We start from the raw sequence: 21,954 nt of genomic DNA, 5'->3' as shown, positions 1-21,954 counted from the left end.
CTATTCGTAGCCCCTCTCTTTATTCGCATATGCTATTCTTAGTACAAAACGGAACTAAAAGGAAGATGATCGATGCGAAGAAGAATCAGCTTGCCTTTAAAATTGTTTTTTATCGTGTTCGCGTTTGTATTGGGCTGCATCATCTTGATAAGCCAATTATCTTATCGCTATGTCCAAAAAGAAATACGAACCAATGATATTTATTACACCAATCAAATATTAGACAAGGTGGACCAGTATTTCACCGTTAACTTTTCCTCCTTCCAAACGATCCTCTTCTCGGTTGAAACTTCGGTGAAAGCCAATATTAACCATACCGAAGTGATTAAAGAGCAATTAAGAGAACTGTATGAACTCAACAGTAATTATGTTAGTAATATTTATTTGATCAAAAGCGATTTATCCATTCTGGGCGGAAGTGCACCTACACGAATATTCGATGAACCTTTATCGGAAAGAGAATCTTTATATGATGCGGCTGACAAAAATAGAAGGACTACCTTTGTTAGTGAACCATACAAATCAAAGTACTCCGGCTGGACTGTTACGATGGTTCGTTATCTGAACGGTGCTCCGTTTCCTATGGCCATTGCGGTTGATCTGGATCTAAATGCCATTGAAGAAACCTTGTTCAAGATTAATAAACAGGAACAAATGAATCTGGCTCTGATCACCGCCTCAGGTAAGATCATTGCCGGATTTTCTGAAAATAAAGGACCCCTGAGTATTCAAGATCATACGTTTTCGATCGGGGAGACGTCAGCGGAAGAAATTTTGGATACGTCAGAAACAAATCTTCAACTGCATACGAAGGATGGTATTCCCGTCTCTCTTTTGAAGAAACCAACGGAGAAATTCAACTGGACCATTGTCTCCGTTAATGATGAATCCCGTTTGAAAGCAGCTTTGTCCAGATTGGAAACCTATTATATTGAGCTTCTGGCTGCAGGTCTTCTGTTAAGTTTGTTCATTTCTTTCATGGTTGCCAAATTTATAAGAAAACCACTATATACACTCAAAACAAAAATGAAACAGGTCGAACAAGGCATCCTCACAACGACAGTAACCATTAACCGGAACGATGAGTTTGGAGATCTTTCACGCGCATTTGATCGTATGTTACAGCAAATTGTTGAACTGATTCGCCGAGCCGAGCTTCATAATGAACTTGAGCGGAAGCTGGAAATTCAGGTATTACAGTCTCAAATAAACCCACATTTTCTGTATAACACGCTTGGTTCGATCAGCAATGTGATACGTCTTGGACAAATAGAGAAAGTCGATGTGGTAATCGGGTCGCTCATTTCATTATTGGAGTATGGGATAGACGATGCTTCTGAGAAGGTTTCCCTACGCCAGGAATTACGCAATGTAGCGGACTATATCGAGATCCAGAACATTCGGTATAACCGAAACTTCAATTTGATTGAACATATCGAAGCAGGATTAATGGATTTTCCGGTTTTCCGAATGTTGTTGCAGCCCCTTGTGGAGAATAGTATCTTCCATGGTTATAACGGAGGCGAAATTGAGGGACCTATTACGATTCATGCGTACAGGGAGGAAGACTATGTCATCATCGAAGTTGTTGACCAAGGTGAGGGAATTCCGGCCGACCAATTAAAGCATATTTTAATCTCAGAACCGAGTGAAGAGGAAGTAAAAAGAAAAAGAATCGGGTTGAATAATATTCATAGTCGAATAAGACTTCACTACGGAGATCAATTCGGACTGGATATCATTAGCATACCTAAGGAAATAACCCGCATACGCGCATTATTCCCGGCAGAATTGCAAAAAGGAGATGCATAATGGGGAAAGAGTATACCTGCTTCATTGTTGACGATGAAGACCTGATCATTCAACGATTGGAATTGTTTTTTAGTGAGCTATCTCATAGGGATAAGCGATTTGTTCTAGTGGGAAAAGCAAATAATGGGCTGAATGGGATCGAGGAGATCATCAAACTTAAGCCGGATATCGTTATATCCGATATCGTTATGCCGCGAATGGACGGCATCTCCATGATTGAGCAGCTCAAGGCGGAACTCCCCCATACCCAGTACATACTTTTGACCGCCTATTCATCCTTTGAATACGCCCAGCGAGCTATTCAAGCCAACGTATTGGAGTACATTGTAAAGGTTCCGCTAAGGGAAGCCGATCTGAATCGAGCATTGGATAAGGCAGCTGGAATTCTAAATGAGTTTGAGAAAAAAGAAGCGGAATTTCACTCGTTAAACGTATCCGTACTTGAAAATAAATATAGAGTCCGTAAGCAATTTTTTAACGAACTGATCCGAGGTGAAATTCCTTCTCATCGGGCATCGGATTTTGCCAATCGTATGCAGTTTCATTTCTTTCAAGCCAACTATTGCTGCTTCATCGTTGAGATGAATACGTATGAAAGTTTCCGAAACGAATACGCTGCCGCAGATCAAAACATCTTGAAATATGCGATTACGAATATCATCGAAGAAACGGTGATGAGTGGCGGCAGCGGTGTAGCTGCGGATCTGTCCGATAATCGGTTTATTGGCTTTTTATCCTGGGAAAATAACCGCAGTGATATGGAAACGGAATACGCTTGCCTATCCTTGGGAGGGCAGATCATCTCTCATTTGCATCAATATTTGAATCAAAGGGTATCCGTCGCTTTTGGAGGTCCACACCGAGGATGGGAATCGATCAAACAGGCGTACACGGAAGCTACAAATGTAAGTGAGGATTTCTATTATCATACCGAAAAAGTAGTCAAAACACCGATGCATCGGTTCCAATACCATAATGACAAAAAAGCAGACTTTCAGCAGCAGGTGAATGATTTTCTTATACGGCTGAAACGAAAGATTTCCGAGGAAGAGCTCGACAGTGCACTTGCCGAACTGCTGCAATTTGTTTCGGACCATAAAATCCACAAGTCCGTCATGGCGCCCATGATTAGAGACTTGTACAGAGAAATTACCGTAAAGTTTAAATCAGGGAACAAGCTGGCTATGGAAGCAGCTGAATTCCCCATGGAATATATGACATTTCAAGAGCAGCTCGCCTATATTGGCGACTTCACATTTGAATACGTGCATGCAGGCCAACGATTACATCGTGCAGAAATCATGAATGCTATTCATTTTATAGAGAAAAACCTGAAACAGCGTTTAACGCTGGAGGCCATTGCGGAGGAAGTGAATTTAGCGCCATCGTATTTTAGCAGCTTATTCAAAAAAACAATGAACGAAGGTGTGATTAGCTACATCAACCGTAAAAAAATCAATCTCGCTCTCGAGTTGTTACATGTGAAGGATTATTCTTTATTGGAATTGTGCGAGGAAGTAGGCATTGTCAATGAAGGTTACTTTTGCAAACTTTTCAAAGAATATACCGGTGATACACCTAAGCAATACCGGATCAAAATGACACGGTAGGGATCCCAATAAGGATGCAAAAAATGTATGATTTTTTCGTGAAATCCTGTAAAAAAACAGGGGCCAAAACTATTACCATGATAGGAGCATCTAATCATGGAGGTTATCAAAATGGAGTCTATAAAAGCTGATGTAACCGTCGTAGGTGGAGGTATTGCAGGAATATGCGCTGCCATTGCAGCTGCACGCCAAGGTCTGCAGGTTTCACTTATTAATGATCGGCCGGTTCTAGGGGGAAACGCGAGCAGCGAGGTCAGAGTGCATATCAACGGGTCGGCTTATCTCGGGAACAGTCCATCCTACTACGCACGAGAGGGCGGGTTGATAGAAGAACTGAAGCTGAAGATATTTCATTACAATCCGTTATACAACAAAAAGTTGATGCTTTCGCTTTCCGATACAGTCTTACTCGACATGGTTTATGATGAGCCCAACATCTCTCTATTCCTGAACACATGCGTACATGAAACAGGTATGGAGAACGGTAGAATCCAATGGGTGGAGGGCCTGCAATTGGCTTCCGAGAGAAAATTTCGTTTTGAAAGCCCCATCTACATCGATTGCTCCGGGGATGGAATTGTTGGATACCAGGCAGGCGCTCACTTCCGATGGGGAAGAGAGGCGAAGCATGAATACCAAGAGGAGCTGGCTCCTGAAGTGGCGGATCATTACACCATGGGCGATACGATTCTGTTTCAAGCCCGTGACGTAGACTATGCCGTTCCTTACAAAAGGCCTGGCTTTGCCTATGATATTACGAAGCTGGACTTTTTCGATAGTATCCGAAAAGGGTTAAACCATCGGTCTTTTCCAAGGAAAATCAACGGACTTGGCGGATTGTGGTGGCTGGAATACGGCGGTCATATGGATATTATCAAGCATAATGAAGACATTGCATTGGAACTACGAAAATTGGTGTACGGAATCTGGGATTACATCAAAAACAGCGGCGAGTTTGATGATGTAGACAATCTCATTCTGGATTATGTGTGCCCGATTCCGGGAAAGCGGGAGTCGAGACGATTTATAGGAGAACACATGCTGTCTCAGAACGATCTTACAGCGAAACCTCATTTCGAAGATGCGGTATCTGTCGGCGGCTGGTATATGGATCTGCATGCGAATAAAGGTATCTACGATGATGGACCAGCTACAGCGTGGAATTTTGTGCCGGGATTGTATAATATCCCGTTTCGCAGCTTATTTTCACGCAACATTCCCAATCTCATGTTCGCTGGCCGCAATATAAGCGCTACCCATGTGGCTTTTGGGTCTACAAGGGTCATGGCAACCTGTGGTTGTATGGGGCAGGCAGTAGGAACGGCTGCTGCGTTATGCGTAAAATATGAGACAGACCCTGCGGCTCTCGTCAAAGCCCATATGGGTGAGCTTCAGGCACAGCTGCTGCGAGACGGACAAACGATTGTAGGGCTTCAAGAACCGTTGGATCGTTATTTCGCAGATGGATTAACCATTCGTGCCTCGTCTCAGCGAAACTATGAACATCTTCATGCAACCGAAGAGATCTCCTTGGAGAAAGCGTTATGTTTGGTCTTGCCGATTCAGACATCCGTGGCTGAAAGTGTGCAGATCAAAATTAAAAACAGATCCGAGCAATCAGAAACGCTGCAAGTGAAGCTGTACGGCGGGGAACGGAAGGAAAACTATATTCCCACCAGCGAGTTTAAAAAATATCCCTTGCTTATTTCAGCGGGTTACGATGACTGGATTACGCTGGACCTGGGCTGTGAGAAACCGGCTGATGACAAGGTCTACATCGTAATGGAAGGTTCTGAGAGCCTTGCGATACACACCAATGATGAGAAAATGACTGGAGCGGTGAGCTTCCTTTATATACCGGAAGAGCCATCCAGGCTGAAGAAGCTTAATAAGAGCATTTGCTTCAAGGATCTGAAACCATCCCAGGATATGTATAATCCCGCGAATGTCGTCAACGGATTCTCCAGACCTTATGGTCTGCCAAACGGTTGGATTTCGGAACGTACAGAAGGACGGGAATGGTTGGAATTTGGTTTTGCAAGCCCCAAGAATCTGGATGAAATCCATCTTGTCTTCAATTCGGAGCTGAATTTGGAGCATTTTGACGATCCAATCGAGCCACTGATTCAGGATTATGATGTGACCTTAACGTTTGAGGACGGGATCAAGAGTGAAATTAAAGTCCGCGGAAATTATCTTTCGTTGAATAAACATCAGGTGAATGTGCAAGGTGTAAGCCAGATCCGGTTTGATTTCTGTGCAACGTATGGCTCACCTTATTATGAAGTGTTTGCAGTGAAATTTTTTGCTCCTAAAAATGCGAAGTGAGGTCGGGTGAAGTTGCGATGAAAGAATTTTATCCTCGGAGAGGGCTTCCTAATGTCATTCAGAAGTTGGAAAATGGGGAACCTGTGACCATCGTTTATTTTGGCGGCAGTAATACACGTTCTGAAGGATACAGAGTCATGACGGCCGATTGGCTGCGAGGGCAATATCCCCATGCCGATATCCGCGCTGTGAACGCAGGCATTGATGGGACAGGATCGGACCTCGGCTGCGCTCGTTTGCAGGCCGATGTACTGCGTCATCAGCCTGATCTCGTTTTTGTTGAATTTGTTGGCAATGATGGGGGAGTCCCCGAATCCAAGGCGCGAATCGAAGGTATTGTCCGACAGATCCGCAAGCACAGCCTATTCACCGATATCCTGTTCGTATATACGATTAAGGAGCGGGATTTGAACTTATTTCAATCCGGAGAGTACCAGAAGGGTGCACTTATGCAAGAGGAAGTTGCCGACTATTACGACATTCCTTCGATTCATCTGGGCGTGGCGGTCAGTCAATTGGTTTCAGGTGGAAAGCTCATTTTCACCTCAAGTGCAGATGTATCCATTCCCGGTGCCATTATTTTTACACATGATTCGATCCATCCAACGATTCCCGAAGGACATCAGATTTACACGGACACCATCACCCGGTCATTTGAGAAAATGAGCGAACTTCGAGATCATGTGGGAAAAGTGGAACATCATTTGCCGCAAGACACTTTGGTTCCGGCCAATCCTTGGGAGTATGCAACCATGCTGCCACTGGATCGTCTTACTCATTTTTCCGCAGGATGGTCTTACATGACTCCCGATGATTTTGCCTTAGTGCGCGAGTATGATTGGTTGTTCCCCGGTCTGTGGCGAGCAGTTGATCCCGGTGAGACGATCATAGTGGAATTTGAGGGAACCCACATCGGCTTATTTGATATCGGGGGGCCGGATTCTGGCAGATTGAAGGTGTCGGTGGATGGAGAGGAACCGATTGTTATCGATCGGTTCACACCCTATAACGATCATAATCGAAATCAATATATTTTCTTGCCAGAACTACCGAATGGGAAACATACCGTTCGCTTCGAGATCGATCAGGAGAAGACAGACAAAGCGGCCGTGTTTGAAGCAAGTGGCAATGTAAGAAGTATCGCACATGTTCAGCAGCATCCGGATTGGTATGATCAAACGGTCATTCAGCTTGGAAAGTTGTTATTGGTGCAGCCGCCATTATAATGGATTGTTTCACTTGGAAGACAAAGGACATTAGGGACATTTGGAACATGTGATAAACCTGCATTCTATCTGACTGCAATAAGCGCTCAGTTAGATGTAGGTTTTTTACTTAAAATCGTATAAGAAATTCTTAAAATGAAAGAAATTTCACGGTGTTGAGACTGCTAAGATAAAAACGACAGAGCGGGAATAGGCAGAAGGATAAGGTTAATAGCTTTTTACAATCATTTGAGTAAAAGGCAATCTATTATTGAAAGCGTTACCATTTTTGAGGAGAGGCTGTGAATTGTATGGTCAAAAGGAAGCTGTTTTTCTTCATCGTTTTCATGTTGACGATCGTAGTTCCTTTCAGCCTGATTGGAATAAGGACCGCTTATGCGGAGACCTTACCTTATCAGACCATTATCATCGATGACGGGAGTATTAAGATCAATTATGTTCTAGCACCTGATGCGGGTAACGAGAACAATGGATATTCGGCTCCAAATTGGACCACAAGCACAGGGGTGAAGGGGTATGATCTTTCCAGCACCAAATATACGAGTACAGCAGGCAGAACGATCACATGGAATCCACGCTTGGAAGCAGGAACAGCGAAAATTTCGTTCTATAAGCTGGATTGGGCAGATAAAGCAGATAGCAATGTGAAAATTGAGATTGTTCATAATGGGACAACAGATGTAGTCTTTATGGATCTAAGACCCTCATCTGGCGCGCCGGCGGGTTGGGTTGATTTGGGAGAGTACTATTTTTCCGGGGTTGGGGAAGAATTCGTTCAATTGACCCGGTCTACCGGCACCACGAACACGATCCTTACACGAGCTGATGCGGTCAAGTTCGAAGGAAATATTGAGCAAAAAGAGCCACATAAGACGATCATCATTGATGATGGAAGCCTCACGATTGATGATGTCGTCACTGTTGATGCAGGCAATACCAATAACGGATTCTCCGCTCCGTATTGGACCACAAGCGCGGGAGTGAAGGGATACAATAATTCCAGTTCCAAATATACGGATGCTGTAGGCAGAACGATCACATGGAATCCGCGATTGGAAGCAGGGACGGCGAGAATATCGTTCTATAAGCTGGATTGGGCGGACAAAGCAGATAGTAATGTGAAGATTGAAATTGTTCATAACGGGATTACGGATGTGAAGTTTCTGGATCTAAGACCTTCGTCAGGTCCATCGGTTGGATGGGTTGATTTGGGGGAATATGAGTTTAGTGGTGATGATAGCGAATTTGTCAGGCTGACTCGAACGCAACCTTCGACGGGTACCATTATTACGCGGGCTGATGCAGTCAAATTTGAAGGAAATATCCAGCAGAAAGCCCCGCCGTTGCCCCCGCTGCGGAGCCGCACTTTAGGGAATCTCAGTTACACGGAAAAAGGCAGTATCGAGAATAATAGCTATAAAGCAACTTTCTATGAAGCAGCATGGGATGGGGGCAGCTCTATCGTTCGTGACATGTTTTACAAGAACACAGACACTGGAGACTGGATGCCGATCAATACTGTGGCGGAAAGATTGGAGGAACAATGGGTTCTATTGGACGGGAATGCGGGCAGCCGAACCAATTACTACGATACGATGAATAAGCGCTGGATTACATTTGACGGGATCTCTTTTCCAGACAGCCAAACGGCGGTATTAACCGATTCCTCACACGGCAGTGATTACGACTTACAGGTGAACTGGTCCATGGCAGGAGATAAACCCGATGTTTCCTTTGCCTTTACACCTCGCCGCGACGGCAATTATGTGATTGGATATCAGTCTTTCACAACAGAGACAGTCTCTGGCATCAACGAAGTGTTAAATGGATTCCGGTCACATGCCAAAATGGTAGGTACAGTGGAATCTACAAGCTTGAGAGAGCTGAGCGCTCCGATGAGCCTGGTTGAGAAGAATGATGGTTCGGGGAATCCATTGACCTATGGGATATTTGTACCCTCGGGGGAGCTTCCGGTTGAATTTGAACCGACGGGAGGCGTTACGAAACAACGGCTTGGCATGAGCCTTGTTAACAACGAAGGCAACGTGCAGCCCATCCTGTATGCGCCTCAATTAGGGACCTATTCGCAGATGACCGCAGAAAGCACCTATCAATTTCATATGGGGTTAATCGCGCAAAAAACTAATTTGTATGGTTCCTACACGGATATTCTTCGCAATGAGTACGATTATTCGGCATATCGTGAAAATGTATCAAATAAGTCGCTTACTGACGCGATGTTTAATATGATCGATTTGCTCAAGATTGAGCCGCAAGGAGACGACTCTATTAACTATGTCCCGTCACCCAGCGGATGGTGGAGCCGTGCCAAGGGTTTTATTGATATTGAAAATGAGGATAGCGTTAGAACAAGCTCGAATGCGGTTCTACTGGGAGCTTACTATTTGACTGGGGATGACCAACTTTATGATACGAGAGCATTGCCGTCCGTCCAGTATGGCGTATCGCGAAATGGTATCGGTTGGTCGCCGACGCAGAAGAAAGTATACGGTGTACCTTCCTTATGGAAAATGGCTACTCTGCCTTTTGATGTTTCAAGCGTAGCCGCTGTCAATCAGATGATGGGCACTTCGGCAGGAATTGGGGCGCTGGCAGAGGAAGAGTACCTTATGCGTGATCCTGACCAGAAAGACCGCGGGCCTGTCATTCAGCCCCTAATGATGTATCGTATGACGGGAGAGACACAGTACTTGCAAGCTGCAAAGGATGCAGCCGACAGTTATATCACGCAACATATCGATACGCCTGCATCTGTCGATGTGAGTAAAAATGAGTTCATTTATTATTATAGCAAGCTGTGGATGGAGATTTTGGAGCTGTACGAAGAAACGCAGGATTCCAAATACTTGGATGCCGCCTATAAGGAAGCCAAACGGTATGCAACCATGTTTGTTGCTCGTCCAGTTCCTGAAGGGAACGTTACGATTCCTCAACCAGAGACATATAATTACGCGGAGTCATTCCATTGGCCGGAAAGCGGTAAATTTCAATATCCTCGGCTCAAACTTCCCGAAGATATTGCCGGAGGCGTTCAAGCCGAGCGTTGGCTTGTTTCACCAAGCGGATTGACGTTTGAAGCAGGAAGTACAACCGGCTATTATCGGATGAATGCTCAGGAAGCGCCGTTCATGCTGCGATTGTCGCTCTATACAGGGGATAAACTGCTACAGGATATTGCTCATAATGCGGTTATTGGTCGGTATTCCAGTTATCCAGGTTATTATTATAAAGGATTCGCCGTTAGCCAACTTGAACCGGACTTCCCTCTGGAAGGCCCCAGTGGGGCTACATCCATCTATTATCACCATATTCCGGGGCAGCTCGGGCAAACGATGGATTATTTGATCAGCGAACAATCCTTGAAATCGAACGGAAGCATTACATTTCCTTCCGTATTTGAAACGAATTTTTTATGGTTCAAATATCACCTCTATGGGAATAAACCAGGTCAATTTTATGGCAATTCCGACGTTTGGCTATGGATGCCGAAGGAGATCATTAAGACCAATCATCCTCAATTGAACTGGATCACAGGTGAGAGTGGAGATAAATTCTACATTGGGCTAAGCAACGCATCGTCGGAAGAAATTCAGACTCCGATCGAATTGAATGAACAGATCATTGGGTTCAACCCGGCACAAGATTATACTGTAACGATCATCCGCGACAATGGTACACCTGAGCAAACCGTTATGAGTGGCGGAATCATTCAAGCCACCGTTTCAGGCAAGGGCATCACGGCTATCATTGTAGAGGGACTTGACATTGATGTACCGCTGCATCAGATCAGAACAGCTGAACCATCGGATGCAAGCTATTTCTTTGATACTCACAGTCCAATTGATGCGGTTAAAGGTATGCTGATCGTAAAGCCTGACGAAACGGTCTATGATGCTTATGTGCAGGCCAAAACGACAAAACCGGCGACCATTCATTATTCGTTGGATGGCGGGGCTACGTATACGACCGTCCCGGATACGATCTACCCGATGGAATGGTCGATACGGGTGAATGATTTATCCCAAACCTTCACGTACTACGTGGAATCGGAGGGGAAACAGACCCGCAAGCGCACACTCTATCTGCCGGATCGGGTAACGGAAACGCCAGTCCAGCCCGATGATGGGCAGGATCATTCATCGATCATTGTGGATAATACGGAGGCGGAGACAGAAGGTGTCTGGATAAGGGATACAACAGCTAACGACTATTACTATGATAACTATGTGTATGCCAAATCTACGACTGGTACAGCGACAAGCAAAATGAGATGGCGGCCTGAGCTTCCGGAAAGTGTCACGTACAGTGTGTATTACAAGATTCCGCAAATCACTGCAACGAATGAAAATTGGGCAACCAATGCCTCGTTTACCGTTTATCATAATGAAGGCTCCGATACGGTTACTGTTGATGAGACAATGACGAACGGTACTTGGGTGCACCTGGGGGATTATCCTTTTGCTGCAGGTGATAGCGGGTACGTAGAACTAACGAACAAGGCCAACAAATCCAGAGTCGTAGCCGATGCAATGATGTGGGTGGACCCAAACAGGATACCGCAATTGGAGTCTGCCATAGTTCAGTCTGATCGAAACGAGCTGCAGATGACTCAAACCGCACAACTAAGCGTAACCGGTTATTTGGATAACAGTTTGATCGGTGATCTGACACAGGCCGATGTTCAGTATTTCGTTGATCGTACGGATCTGGCTGAAGTGGACAGTAGTGGGTTGTTGACTCTTCTCAATCTCGATGGGGACACGGATCACATTGAGGTATGGGCCACGGTAACGATTGACGGAGTGACCTTAACCACACCGCATTTGAACATCACGATTAAGGATCTAACGATTATCGTCGACAGTACAGATACAACAGGGTTATACACAACAGAAGGGTCTTGGAGCCAAAGTAATTTAGCCGGATACAAAATTGGGGTTAAATCCCGCTACTCAACCGTTCAAGGATCATCCGCAACGTGGAAAGGCCAGTTTCCAGAAGGGAAATATACCGTTTCCATCTACAAGCTCGTCCATACAACGGGAAATGATAATAATGTCAAAGTGGAAGTGAAGCATAAGACGGGTACCGAGGTTACCTATATCGATGCAACAGTCGGCTCATCGGGTTGGCTTAATCTGGGCACGTTTGACTTCACGGGAGACGGCAGCGAGTATGTTCGTTTAACAAGGGTTACGCCTACAACGGTAGACCCGCCAACGCTTCCTGCGGATATGATCTATACAAGGGCTGACGCAGTTATGTTCGAACGGCATTCCGATGATTCGCAGTTGCTTGCAAATGAGGCGCCAGATGAACCGACACTTTCCGAACAAGAGCAGTGAATTATGAATGGAAATGAAACAACGGCAAGTGATGTTATGCAAATTATTGTAAAATAACGCTAAGAGCCGAGTGGATCAATACGATCCATTCGGCTCTTTTTGTTTAGGAGCAAGAAGGTGTGGTCACAGGAAAGGAAGCCAAAAGGCCACCTTCCTCGTACCCATTAAACATTTAAGTTTGCCAAATCCAACTTTTTTGGATTCTCTTAAAAGAATTGCCGCTTACAGATTATGTTTCGTAACACTCAAAACGTTTCTCTAGACCCACACAATTCAGCAATGATACCATCATAGTCGTGCTAGAAATGAAGATTGCAGGAGGATGTCATTGTGGATCAACTAAAATACGATAATCTAAAGCTGGGGGAGCGCGGAGCCATCATCAGCATTATCGCCTACATATGTTTGACCTTATTAAAACTGATCGTTGGCAATATGGCCGGATCAGAAGCGCTTAAAGCGGATGGATTAAATAATGCTACCGATATTGTGGCCTCCATAGCTGTACTGATCGGTTTGAAGCTTGCCCAACGCCCAGCCGACAAAGACCATACATATGGTCACTGGAGAGCAGAGACCGTTGCGTCACTAGTTGCTTCTTTCATTATGATGGCAGTAGGTTTACAAGTTCTGTTTGAAGCCATCAGTTCTGTGTTCCAGGGTACACATGAATCTCCGGATATCATCGCCGCGTACACAGGTATTTTCTGCGCGGTTATTATGTATCTGGTCTATCGATATAACAAGAGACTTGCTACACGTATCAAAAGTCAGGCGGTCATGGCTGCAGCGCGAGATAATATCTCCGATGCCTGGGTGAGTACCGGTGCGGTCATTGGAATCGTGGGTTCCCAGTTCGGCCTTCCATGGTTGGACCCCGTAACGGCTGTTATCGTAGGTTTCCTGATCTGCAAGACCGCTTGGGACATTTTCAAAGAAGCCACACATCATCTGACCGATGGTTTTGATGTTGAACTGATTCAAGAGTACAAAAAGACGATTGCCGGAATAAACGGTGTAGAGAAGGTCAAAGACGTAAGAGCACGCAATTATGGCAATAATGCTGTCGTGGATGTTGTTATCACCGTACATGCTGAGCTGGATCTTCAACAAGCACACGATATCTGTACAGACGTGGAGAACGAGTTAATGGAGGAGCATGACGTATACACCGTTCACGTTCATGTGGAACCTGATATGTTGAAAGAATGCATATAAGATTTAGATTTTAAATGAGAAATTCAGCAAAGCAAAAAACCAGTGAGCTTTAATCATTCACTGGTTTTTTGCTGATTTCAATTGTGTTTCTGTGAAGGAATCCACGCGTTAATTATTCCATACCTGACTATCTCGGCAGATTGTAAGTAATCAGATTGTTATATTTATCCGCATGTTTCTGTTCGTCCAGAATGATCCCCCAGACCGTGTCTTTATATATGCCATAAGGGAGACCAAACCATATTCTCCGATACTTTTCCACGGCCGCCAATTCACCTTGAAACGCCTGTTGCAGCCCGCCTAGATAAGAAGTGACCTTCTCAACCGGCTCATTACTTACGCCCGAAATCTCCTGACCTGTCAGATCCTTGTACATTTGCCGATACATTTGATTATGTCCACGTTCATCATTACGGATGCTCGTGATGATGGCAGCCTGATTGGCATCAGGTGATAACTGAATCAGTGAATCATAGAACATCTCATCGTTTCGTTCTCCCTGCACAGCGGATTTGATTAATTCAAGTGCTTCGGCTGGTGATGTTGCCCATACCGGAGTAAAAGTGTACCTGTAACCATAAGGATATGCCACATACATTACGAATCCCTCCAAGACGAATATGAGTTAACATATGCACGTATGCCCATCCGCGTTAACCCATAACTGTTTTGTATGTGCGCGTTAAACTTTTCAGACCGGGTTTTGATCGCTGTGTAGATGTTTCAATAACACGCCGTACCCGTAAGCCAGCACAAATGGCAAGAGATAGGACAAGAAAGTCCAAAAGATGTTCCAACCGTTAAAATAGATCACATGCCCCAGCATTTTAGCAATCCATTCTATGAATGTCAGTGATAAGGAGGCCGCAAATATGGCTGCCCATGGCTTCGCCCCTTTTACTAAAATGGCATACATCATCAGGCATCCAGCAATTGGATAGATTCCGAGGTCCATAGGGAGAGCGGCAAAAGACTGGTTGCGAGTGTTCGGCAGTATGTTCCAGAAATAATTAAACCCCACGTTGTTGATACAAGCAGCAATAGCCACACCCAGTGGATAATAAATAACGAGGATTTTAACGTGTCGTCGCAAAACCCACACGCCCAACAGAATGGGAAGAATCATACCCAAAAGCAAATTTCCTAACATTTATTTTTCCTCCAAAGCTAGTTACTTCAATTATTGATTCTCATGCCTTAAATCAGTCCGTCGTTTTCTTCTCCATAAGACGATCCATTTGATCTGACAGAGCATTTAATTTTTTATCATAATGCTTGTACGTATAGTATCCAATGATTGCTTTGACCGTAAAAAAGAGTATCGCGGCAATAACAATCAATATATAATTGTGGGCAATCTGCCTCAACCAGTCGTTAACCGCATTCATCGGATTTCTCTCCTTCAACACATAGATGGTTAAGTTAGAGTACCCATCTTCATGGGAAATAATGCATGGTTATACGGGAGCGAGAACGAACCCAAACGGAAATAAAATCGCCACACCCTCTATAAAATGGTCCGCGTTTTGTTCCAAACTGATTTCATGTTCATATCATTTTTCTCATATTAACGGATCATGTTGTTTTGTTTCATTTTGTAATGCATAAGGCAACATATTTGAGGACAATTGGGTGAATACTTAAAAGAGTTCCATAATTGTCTAACACGCGAAAGGGTGCTTGTATTGTACGAACATGTTATTATCTTCATCCGTAGTATCTTTGCCTTTATGCTTTTATTGGGAATTGCTCGCATATTGGGAAAACAAACGTTGTCTGATATGAACTTCCATGAATTTGTCACCGCAGTCATCATGGGAGCCATAGCTGCCAATCTAGCTTTTAACGAGAAAATAGAAGTCACACATCTGATTATTTCTCTAATTGTTTTTACCGGAACCTCTTATCTGTTATCTAAATTAAATCTGAAAAGCAGAAAAATCCGTCTACTGGCAGAAGGTTCACCTACCGTATTAATTGAAGGTGGCAAAATCCTTGAAAATAATCTCGCCAAGAATAAACTGACATTGGATTCCTTAAACCAAATGCTAAGACAGAAAGACATTTTCAATATGGAGGAAGTAGAGTACGCCTTACTCGAAGTGAATGGACAAGTTTCAGTCATGAAAAAAAACAAATATAGAACGGCTACGGTTGAGGATGTTCATAGGAAGGTAGAGTCCAAACCTGAACGCATGCCTGTGGAGTTAATTATGGACGGAACGATGTTAAGCAAGAATCTAGAACTAAATGGCATATCAGATAAGCAATTAATGCAACAGCTTGAATCGAAAAGCAAGAACATAAACGATGTATTTTATGCTGTAAAAGGAAGCGACGGCAGGATCTATATCGATTATTATGAGGATCAAATCAAACATCCCATTGATGTCGAGTGACACCATCAGAAATGAAAAAAATTCCCTTCTCTTCAGATGAAAGAAGAGAAGGGATGATCATAAATTACCGAATTATGGTGAAATTATTGGTGCTTGCTGAGGATATCAAATATGATCTTGGCATTATCTGTGTTGTCGATCAAACCGGCGAAGCGATGACTTGCCGGGCCGTAGGCATATACAGGAACATCCTCCCCTGTGTGTCCACCTGTGGTCCAGCCCGTAAACGAACGGCTATTAATAATGGCTTCAATGGCATTATCAATCTTCGTTACATCTGCACTTTTGGCTGCTTCTTTCACCGATTGAATCTCTTCCGGCTTCAACTCCAGTTTCAGATAACTTTTCAGTGTTTCTTCAACCGAAGCACCTTTCGCAATCTGTGCTGCCATAAAGTCTGGTGTTCGCAGTGCAGCTTTGATCGGGTCTACGAAAAAGTTGTATTCTCCGTCTTTTCCAAGCGTAAGTCCGCCTGTGGAGTGATCGGCAGTAGCCACGACAAGGGTTTCACCATCTTTTGTGGCAAAATCAATAGCTGCCTGAAATGCTGCTGCGAAATCTTCCATTTCACTCATCGCGCCAACGATATCATTATCATGTCCTGCCCAGTCGATCTGGCTGCCTTCAACCATTAGGAAGAACCCTTTATCGTTCGAACTGAGGCGATCAATCGCTGTATTGGTCATCTCAGCCAATGATGGCGTTGCAGCAGTACGATCTATCATCTTGTCCAATCCTCCATCGGCAAACAGTCCAAGAACTTGTTGATTCTTATCAGCGAGGAGAGCGGAACGATCCGTCACATAGCTGAATCCGGCCTTCTGGAACTCCTTCGTCAGGTCCCGACCCTCGCGTACAAAATTGGATTTCCCTCCACCCAGAAGTACATCCACCTTATGCTTGCCATTAATCAACTCATCATAATAATCGTCCGCAATGGCATCCATATTTTTTCGACTGATATCATGGGCACCAAATGCAGCTGGTGTGGCATGAGTGATCTCCGACGTAGCCACGAGTCCGGTGGACTTACCGTTTTCTTTGGCCTGCTCAAGTACGGTTTTGACTTCCTTCTGCTCAGGGTCAACCGCAATGGCCGCATTGTATGTTTTCACGCCCGCCGACATGGCCGTTGCTGCGGAAGCAGAATCCGTCACATTTTGTTTATCATCATCCGGATAGGTCATTTGTGCCCCAACCAGATAAGGGTCAAATACGGTTTTGTCCATGCCCTTCGTTGAAGGATCATCCTTCATATAACGGTAGGCCGAAGTATAAGAGGTCCCCATGCCATCCCCAATGAGGAAGATGATGTTCTTGATTTGTTTTTTCTCCACACTTACAGCTTGAACGGCACTTGCTTGTCCCGCAGACAAGAGAGTAGAAGCCGATACAGCCAGAGTCAGCGCTACCGCTGGTAATACTTTTTTGGATAATTTCACAATGATTCCTCCTCATCATATCTCGAAAACAAAAATGAATGCATGAATCTATATTCATTTGTTCATCATTAAAAAGGTTAGCATTCAATTGTAAATGAAAACCAAGAATTTTGTATACCTGAGGTAAAATAAACAAAATAAGGCGATGTATTGGACAATAGGGTTCCAGCGAAAGATTCACATGATCTACAACAGACGAGATTATAAAAATATACTCATTCCACTATTTTTGAAGTATGATACAACATAAGTAGAACGCTTTCATTTTTCAGTTAAAGTAAATCATTTAAACTCAATCTCATTTCAGGAGGCTTTTCCATTGACCACATCATCTTCAAATTATAATGGGTATCTATTTGTACATTTTATTGGCGAACAACCAGATGGAGAGCAGGTTTATTTCTCCTATAGCGAGGATGGTCTTCACTGGAAGGATCTTAATGGCGGATCACCTGTGCTGTTTTCTGACCTTGGAGAAAAAGGAGTACGGGACCCGTTTCTGATTCGTTCAGTCAAGGAAAATAAATTCTATCTGATTGCTACAGATCTGCGCATCGCAAGCGACAAAGGATGGACTCATGCCGTTAATGCCGGGAGCCGGGACGTAATTATATGGGAATCCAGCAATCTCGTGAATTGGTCATCCCCCTGGAACGTTACATTAGGAGTTGAGGGGGCTGGTTGTGTTTGGGCGCCCGAAGCGGTGTATGATGAAACAACAGATGAGTTTCTCGTATTTTGGGCTTCTGCAACGCAAGAGCCTCAGGAGCAAGAACGAAAGCAAAAAATATACAGCGCTCGCACAAAAGACTTTCGTACGTTCTCCGCATCGGAAAAATACATTGAGCGGGATAATCATATTATTGATACAACGATTCTTCCTTCGGGTGGTTGTTACTATCGATACTCCAAGGATGAAACAACCAAAAACATACGGGTAGAAAAAGGAGACTCTCTCGACAAAGAAGCGTTTGTTCCGCTGCAAGCCCCGATTCTGGAGGCTGTGGCAGGTGTGGAGGGACCTCAGATATTTAAATTCAATGACCGGGAAGAATGGTGCCTGATTGTTGATCGATTTGCTGAAGGCAAGGGTTATCTTCCTCTGCTGACTACAGATCTGGGAAGCGGAGAGTTCCGAATCGTTCCTGATGATGATTTTGATATGGGAAAGAACCAAAAGCGTCATGGAAGTGTCCTGCCCATCACAACTGAGGAGTGCAGCCGGCTTTTGGCTGCTTTCGGGGATGGTCATCAAGTGCTTCCTGGACAATATGCCGATCCAGATGTCGCACAGTTTGAGGATCGTTACTATATGTATCCGACAACAGATGGTTTCGAGGGGTGGTCGGGAACACAGTTCAAGGTGTTTTCTTCTTCAGACCTGAAGCATTGGCAAGACGAAGGTGTGATCCTTGATCTGGGGACAGAGGATGTCACCTGGGCAACCGGTAATGCCTGGGCACCGGCCATTGCAACCCGCAACGGGAAGTTCTATTTTTATTTCTGTGGCAAAATGCTGAATGGAGAGAGTGCCATCGGCGTTGCTGTAGCGGATACACCGATTGGGCCATTCCTGGCCGAGTCGCAGCCTTTGATCACAATGCAGCAGTTAAGACGTCTGGGTATCACCATGGGGCAAGCTATCGACCCTTCTATCTATACTGAAACGGATGGAAAATCGTATTTGCTATTCGGGAATGGACATGCTGCCATTGTGGAGCTTGGTGACGACATGACAAGTGTCTTAGAGGACACCATGAGCAATCTCTCAGGGCTCCATGATTTTCGTGAGGCGGTAACGGTGTTGAAGCGGGGCGGACTATACCACTTTACGTGGTCCTGTGATGATACGGGCAGTGAGAACTATCATGTGAATTACGGTACGTCAGAGCAATTATACGGTCCAATCACCTATCAATACCCGATTCTGAGCAAAAATGTGGAGAAAGGCATGCTGGGCACAGGTCATCACTGTATATTTAATGAGCCCGAAACTGATCAGTACCGGATAGCCTATCACCGTTTTGTCACGCCACTCTCCAGATTTTCCTCTGGAAAGGGTTATCACCGTGAAATATGTATTGATCTGCTTCTTTTCGGCAAGGACAGATTGATTCAGCCTGTTATACTCTAACATAAGACATTCATTTGAATCGTTATTTCATAATTGATCCAATATAAACGCCTGTCAAAAACTCGCTTTTAGCAGTGTTGACAGGCGTTTTTGACAATCATATCAATAAATCATATTTTGGAGGACATATACAGGAGTTGACACAGCTCGAACTGAGTTACTCGCCTTATTTTTCATGTCAAAGATCCCATGAATTATGTTGACTTCAAATTTTTAATATTATAATATAAGCATGCACTTATGTTTAACGGAAGGAGGAAGTGACATGGATTCCATTCAAAATGCAGCAGAAAAGATTAAATTGTTGGGCGATAAAACACGTCTTACGATCCTTACACTCCTCAAAGAACGTGAATGGTGTGTGTGTGAATTTGTAGAGATTTTAGACATGTCACAACCTGGAATTAGTCAGCATTTACGCAAGCTGAAGGATCAAGGCTTGGTTAAGGAGAATAAGCGTGGCCAGTGGGTATACTACTCTTTAAATGTAGAGAATACACCTTATATTAAATCTGTCTTGGAACTGATGCCGGACACGGCAACGATTCTTAAGTCTTTGAATAAAGAGAACTTTACATCCGGATGTAATTAATTTTTTATCAATATATAAGTATATTGTTATATACAAATATAAATCAGATGGCGGAACTGAAAGGGGGAAATATATTGTTTTCTACGCTGCTAGCGTGCATGATCTTTTTAATTACGCTAATCCTTGTCATCTGGCAGCCTAAGAACCTGTCCATTGGTTGGTCTGCTTGCGGCGGAGCAATTCTTGCTTTACTTGTGGGCGTGGTCGATCTTCATGACGTCTGGGATGTAACGCAAATCGTTTGGAATGCTACGCTTGCATTTGTCGCAATCATTCTGATTTCGTTAATTCTGGATCGTATCGGCTTTTTTGAATGGGCTGCCTTACATATGGCCAAAGCCGCTCATGGCAATGGTGTACGAATGTTTGTTTACGTCTCCATCCTGGGAGCAGTGGTTTCTGCTTTCTTTGCCAATGATGGAGGTGCACTGATACTGACACCAATTGTTCTAGCCATGGTACGTGCACTGAATTTTGATGAAAAGAGAGTATTTCCATTTATTATCGCCAGCGGATTTATTGCGGATACGACTTCCTTGCCGCTGGTTGTGAGTAACCTGGTTAACATTGTGTCTGCCGATTTCTTTGGTATTACGTTTATGGAGTACGCAGGAAGAATGTTTGTTCCGAATCTGTTCTCACTGGTGGCGAGTATTGGTGTACTGTATCTCTTTTTCCGCAAGAGTATTCCCAAACGATTTGATGCGAGTGAATTGAAACCTCCGGTAACTGCCCTTAAGGATATGAAGATGTTTCGGTTGTCGTGGGTGGTATTAGCGGTTCTTCTCATTGGATACTTTACCAGTGAATTTCTCGGAATCCCCGTATCCTTTGTGGCAGGTATTGTCGCGATATTCTTCCTGATCATGGCTTCCCGGAGTTCTGCTGTACCGACCGCATTGGTTGTCAAAGAAGCACCTTGGGCCATCGTATTTTTCTCCATCGGCATGTATGTCGTGATTTATGGTCTACGTAATGTAGGCTTGACCGATCTGTTGGCCGTAGTCATTCAGGCTGTAGCAGATCAAGGATTGTTTGCTGCAACAATGGGTATGGGCTTTATCGCGGCAATCATTTCATCCCTGATGAACAATATGCCTACCGTGTTGATTGATGCACTTGCCATCGATGCAACGACAGCAACAGGGACTGTTCGAGAGGCGCTTATCTATGCCAATATTATTGGCTCGGACTTAGGTCCCAAGATTACCCCGATTGGTTCACTCGCGACCCTGCTCTGGCTTCATGTACTTAGCACCAAAGGTGTCAAAATATCATGGGGCACTTACTTCAAGACAGGTATTATAATCACCATTCCGACTCTGCTTATTACCCTAGTGGGTCTGTATCTGTGGTTAATCATTTTATAACTTTAAATAACGAGGAGAGATAAACATGAGTAAAAAAACACTGTACTTCCTATGCACAGGTAATTCCTGCCGGAGTCAAATGGCCGAAGGCTGGGCCAAGAAATATCTGAGTGAGGACTGGGACATCTATAGCGCAGGAATAGAGGCCCACGGTCTGAATCCAAAAGCGGTTAAAGCCATGAACGAGGTTGATCTGGATATTTCGACTCAAACCTCGGACATCATTGAGTCAGAGTTGTTGAACAACGCTGATTTCGTAGTCACATTGTGTGGGGATGCCGCAGATAAATGTCCAATGACGCCTCCGCATGTGAAGCGGGAACACTGGGGATTTGATGATCCTGCCAAAGCGCAAGGTACAGATGAAGAGAAATGGGCCGTATTCCAAAGGGTCCGTGATCAGATCGGGGAGCGTATTAAAGCATTTGCTGAAACCGGAAAATAAATACAACCCTGC

15 protein-coding genes are annotated in these 21,954 nt (G+C 44.3%); 11 read left to right on the top strand and 4 right to left on the bottom strand.

Annotated elements, in window-relative coordinates:
• The first annotated feature begins 72 nt into the window (after window positions 1-72).
• The 6 genes from ACX9NY_RS08330 (at window position 73) to ACX9NY_RS08305 (ending at window position 13,560) form a co-directional block, all read left to right on the top strand.
• Complete coding sequence (locus ACX9NY_RS08330; RefSeq protein WP_339242842.1) at window positions 73-1,812, top strand: sensor histidine kinase; 1,740 nt, start codon at window positions 73-75, stop codon at window positions 1,810-1,812.
• Entirely contained in the window at window positions 1,812-3,422 is a 1,611-nt protein-coding gene (locus tag ACX9NY_RS08325; protein WP_472478059.1) for a response regulator, read from the top strand. The genes ACX9NY_RS08330 and ACX9NY_RS08325 overlap by 1 nt, the downstream gene beginning before the upstream one ends.
• A gap of 111 nt (window positions 3,423-3,533) precedes the next feature.
• Window positions 3,534-5,750 (top strand): FAD-dependent oxidoreductase, encoded by a 2,217-nt coding sequence (locus ACX9NY_RS08320; RefSeq protein WP_472478057.1) that lies wholly within the window; start codon window positions 3,534-3,536, stop codon window positions 5,748-5,750.
• Between the two features lie 17 nt (window positions 5,751-5,767).
• Complete coding sequence (locus ACX9NY_RS08315) at window positions 5,768-6,976, top strand: GDSL-type esterase/lipase family protein (protein WP_472478055.1); 1,209 nt, start codon at window positions 5,768-5,770, stop codon at window positions 6,974-6,976.
• 290 nt (window positions 6,977-7,266) lie between these two features.
• Entirely contained in the window at window positions 7,267-12,342 is a 5,076-nt protein-coding gene (locus tag ACX9NY_RS08310; RefSeq protein WP_472478053.1) for a golvesin C-terminal-like domain-containing protein, read from the top strand.
• Between the two features lie 330 nt (window positions 12,343-12,672).
• Window positions 12,673-13,560, top strand: a complete 888-nt coding sequence (locus ACX9NY_RS08305) for a cation diffusion facilitator family transporter (RefSeq protein ID WP_339242850.1) — start codon at window positions 12,673-12,675, stop codon at window positions 13,558-13,560.
• A 127-nt stretch (window positions 13,561-13,687) separates the two neighbouring features.
• On the opposite strand, the gene ACX9NY_RS08300 is transcribed toward ACX9NY_RS08305, so the two are convergent.
• From ACX9NY_RS08300 to ACX9NY_RS08290, 3 genes are all read right to left on the bottom strand, one after another.
• Window positions 13,688-14,158, bottom strand: coding sequence for a ferritin family protein (locus tag ACX9NY_RS08300; RefSeq protein WP_472478051.1), 471 nt, complete (start codon window positions 14,156-14,158; stop codon window positions 13,688-13,690).
• A 93-nt stretch (window positions 14,159-14,251) separates the two neighbouring features.
• Window positions 14,252-14,710 carry a hypothetical protein gene (locus tag ACX9NY_RS08295; RefSeq protein ID WP_339242853.1) on the bottom strand — a complete coding sequence of 153 codons (459 nt, stop codon included), beginning with the start codon at window positions 14,708-14,710 and terminating at the stop codon, window positions 14,252-14,254.
• 52 nt (window positions 14,711-14,762) lie between these two features.
• Window positions 14,763-14,948 (bottom strand): hypothetical protein, encoded by a 186-nt coding sequence (locus tag ACX9NY_RS08290; RefSeq protein WP_124114832.1) that lies wholly within the window; start codon window positions 14,946-14,948, stop codon window positions 14,763-14,765.
• 297 nt (window positions 14,949-15,245) lie between these two features.
• On the opposite strand from ACX9NY_RS08290, the gene ACX9NY_RS08285 reads away from it, so the two are divergent.
• Window positions 15,246-15,959: a DUF421 domain-containing protein gene (locus ACX9NY_RS08285; protein ID WP_442029664.1), complete on the top strand. Its 714-nt coding sequence runs from the start codon at window positions 15,246-15,248 to the stop codon at window positions 15,957-15,959.
• Window positions 15,960-16,042: 83 nt separating this feature from the next.
• Here ACX9NY_RS08285 and ACX9NY_RS08280 read toward each other — a convergent pair whose 3' ends face one another.
• On the bottom strand, window positions 16,043-17,404 hold the full coding sequence (locus ACX9NY_RS08280) for an alkaline phosphatase (RefSeq protein WP_472479245.1): 1,362 nt from the start codon (window positions 17,402-17,404) through the stop codon (window positions 16,043-16,045).
• 316 nt (window positions 17,405-17,720) lie between these two features.
• Here ACX9NY_RS08280 and ACX9NY_RS08275 point away from each other — a divergent pair, with 316 nt between their 5' ends.
• From ACX9NY_RS08275 to arsC, 4 genes are all read left to right on the top strand, one after another.
• The gene (locus ACX9NY_RS08275; RefSeq protein ID WP_342569913.1) at window positions 17,721-19,535 is read left to right on the top strand and encodes a glycoside hydrolase family 43 protein; all 1,815 of its coding nucleotides are present in this window, start codon (window positions 17,721-17,723) and stop codon (window positions 19,533-19,535) included.
• Between the two features lie 265 nt (window positions 19,536-19,800).
• Window positions 19,801-20,127: an ArsR/SmtB family transcription factor gene (locus ACX9NY_RS08270; RefSeq protein WP_339255268.1), complete on the top strand. Its 327-nt coding sequence runs from the start codon at window positions 19,801-19,803 to the stop codon at window positions 20,125-20,127.
• Window positions 20,128-20,201: 74 nt separating this feature from the next.
• Complete coding sequence (locus ACX9NY_RS08265; protein WP_472478047.1) at window positions 20,202-21,497, top strand: arsenic transporter; 1,296 nt, start codon at window positions 20,202-20,204, stop codon at window positions 21,495-21,497.
• A gap of 25 nt (window positions 21,498-21,522) precedes the next feature.
• Window positions 21,523-21,942: an arsenate reductase (thioredoxin) gene (gene arsC / locus ACX9NY_RS08260; protein WP_342569918.1), complete on the top strand. Its 420-nt coding sequence runs from the start codon at window positions 21,523-21,525 to the stop codon at window positions 21,940-21,942.
• Window positions 21,943-21,954: the final 12 nt, after the last annotated feature.

The organism is Paenibacillus sp. CB74 (assembly GCF_055687625.1).
This window is presented reverse-complemented; position numbering and strand designations above follow the sequence as displayed.

Coding starts and splice junctions, on each gene's coding strand:
- ACX9NY_RS08290 (WP_124114832.1), bottom strand. CDS start 14,948: ATGAATGCGGTTAACGACTGGTTGAGGCAGATTGCCCACAATTATATA.
- ACX9NY_RS08320 (WP_472478057.1), top strand. CDS start 3,534: ATGGAGTCTATAAAAGCTGATGTAACCGTCGTAGGTGGAGGTATTGCA.
- ACX9NY_RS08310 (WP_472478053.1), top strand. CDS start 7,267: ATGGTCAAAAGGAAGCTGTTTTTCTTCATCGTTTTCATGTTGACGATC.
- ACX9NY_RS08270 (WP_339255268.1), top strand. CDS start 19,801: ATGGATTCCATTCAAAATGCAGCAGAAAAGATTAAATTGTTGGGCGAT.
- arsC (WP_342569918.1), top strand. CDS start 21,523: ATGAGTAAAAAAACACTGTACTTCCTATGCACAGGTAATTCCTGCCGG.
- ACX9NY_RS08315 (WP_472478055.1), top strand. CDS start 5,768: ATGAAAGAATTTTATCCTCGGAGAGGGCTTCCTAATGTCATTCAGAAG.
- ACX9NY_RS08295 (WP_339242853.1), bottom strand. CDS start 14,710: ATGTTAGGAAATTTGCTTTTGGGTATGATTCTTCCCATTCTGTTGGGC.
- ACX9NY_RS08300 (WP_472478051.1), bottom strand. CDS start 14,158: ATGTATGTGGCATATCCTTATGGTTACAGGTACACTTTTACTCCGGTA.
- ACX9NY_RS08325 (WP_472478059.1), top strand. CDS start 1,812: ATGGGGAAAGAGTATACCTGCTTCATTGTTGACGATGAAGACCTGATC.
- ACX9NY_RS08330 (WP_339242842.1), top strand. CDS start 73: ATGCGAAGAAGAATCAGCTTGCCTTTAAAATTGTTTTTTATCGTGTTC.